This window comes from Neobacillus drentensis, from assembly GCF_036962125.1.
In the GTDB taxonomy this organism is placed as follows: domain Bacteria; phylum Bacillota; class Bacilli; order Bacillales; family Cytobacillaceae; genus Neobacillus; species Neobacillus drentensis_B.
Map to the genome: position 1 here is coordinate 1 of NZ_JBALOA010000046.1, position 2,076 is coordinate 2,076.

Annotated in this window: 1 protein-coding gene; it reads right to left on the minus strand. The window is 37.9% G+C overall.

Annotated elements, in window-relative coordinates; all coding sequences use genetic code 11:
• Positions 1-565 precede the first annotated feature (565 nt).
• The coding region (locus V7121_RS24665; RefSeq protein WP_335548235.1) for an InlB B-repeat-containing protein at positions 566-2,076 on the minus strand (1,511 nt) is incomplete at its 5' end.

Consider the following 2,076-nt stretch of genomic DNA (forward strand, 5'->3'; position numbering starts at 1 on the left):
AGAACAATTCATCTTGTCAGAAGCGACATTGATTATTATATCGTATCTCTATTACTATGTCAATATAATTTTTTAACTGTTTTTCTATCACTTTTAACTAATAAAACCTTCGTTAAAAGCAACTTTTATATCATAACACCTACTATTGAATTATGCAACAGAAAGTTTATATATATAGGTGCATCTCCATTCTATCCTTATCTACTATTTAAAATCATTTATATTCTATGCCTTATAGGAAAATATCAGTTTTTCACCCTATTACTAGCATTAACACATTCCTTGTCCATTTTTCAGCAAATTTCCCTATCAATCAATCGTTTGTTTAAAACGGTGTTATCCCTCGGTAATTCTGTTTCATTCATGTATAAGCCAAAAATAATTTGTAGAAACATAACAAAAAATTAGTAGATTTTTTGAAGGACGAATCCAGGAGCGATGTGAGCTGGAGGCACTTTAGGTCAATAACACAGAAAAACCATGCTAGAAAGAATAGCATGGTTTTGTGTGTTCAATCACCGAGGCGTGACAGGCACCGATATTAACTCGTTTTTAAAAGTATAGCTTAAATCTTTAATACCGCCACTTTTGAATAACCACTATAAACCTTTGTTTTACCAATCAAGCGATAAGCGCGTACCTTAATGTAGTATGTCTTTCCTCTAGATAAACCAGTAATTGTACCTGTAGCAGATGAAACTTCCGCCTTTTTAGCAAATACTCCTATGCTACTTGTAGCAACCCATACCTCGTATTTGGTTGCACCAGTTACTACAGTCCAAGTTGCTTTGATGCTGGTAGTTGTCGCTTTTACTAGCTTTAATCCTACAGGTGTTGAAGGTATCGGTTTTGCACTTACTACAACTGACCAACCGCTATACACTTTTGTTGAGCCAACCAATTTATATGCTCTTACTTTATAGTAATACATATTGTTAGCAGTCAGTCCTGTGTTGCTAAAACTATTTTTTGTTGTAGATGTTAATAATGAATAGTTTCCACCGCTTGAAGTTGCTCGATAAATTTCATATCCAGATGCTCCAGTTATAGCTCCCCAACTAACATTCACACTATTGTATGAAGAAGAAACTGCTTTCACATTAGTTGGATGGGTCGGATTTGCAACCCATTTTGCATAGAGAGTTGTATTATTCAATACCTTTTGTGTCGCAAAGCTCCATACATTTACACCAGAAGGCTCTTTGTACCAACCAACAAACGTATAACCGGCCCTTGTTGGAGACGTTGGTGTTTGAATAAGAGAATTGTAATTCACTTTCACGGATTTAACAGTACTTCCCCCTTGGCTGTTGAACGTAACTGTGTAAGAATTGATATTCCACTTTGCATACAATGTTGTGTTATTTGAGACTGTGTCATTTGCAAAATCCCATTCCGTTGTACAGGCTGCATCCTTGTACCAACCTCCAAATGTGTAACCAACCTTAGTTGGGGCTGTTGGTGCTGTAATTTTTGAATGGTAGTTTGCATATATGCCGGTTATGGCACTACCGCCCTGACTATCAAAATTCACTGTATAATTATTAGTTATCCATTTGGCATACAACGTGATGTTGGTTGCTGGGACTATGTCGTTCATAAAATCCCAAGCCGTTGTGCAGTCTCCATCCTTGTACCACCCTCCGAAGGTGTAGCCAACTTTAGTCGGCGATTGTGGGGCTGTAATCGTTGAATGGTAATTTGCATGAATGTCGGTTACTGCACTGCCACCCTGACTATCAAAATTCACCGTATAACTATTAATCGTCCATTTCGCATACAAAGTAATATTGCTTGCTGTTATGGTATCATTCGCAAAATCCCAGGCCGTTGTGCACGCTGCATCTTTGTACCAACCTCCGAATCTGTAACCTACCTTAGTTGGTGCTGTTGGAGCCGTAATCTTTGAATTGTAATTTGCATTAAATCCTAATACTGCACTGCCATCCTGACTATCAAAATTCACCGTATAGCTATTAGCTGTCCATTTGGCATACAACGTGATGTTGGTTGCTGGGACTATGTCGTTCACAAAATCCCAAACCATTGTGCACGCTGCATCTTTGTACCAACCTC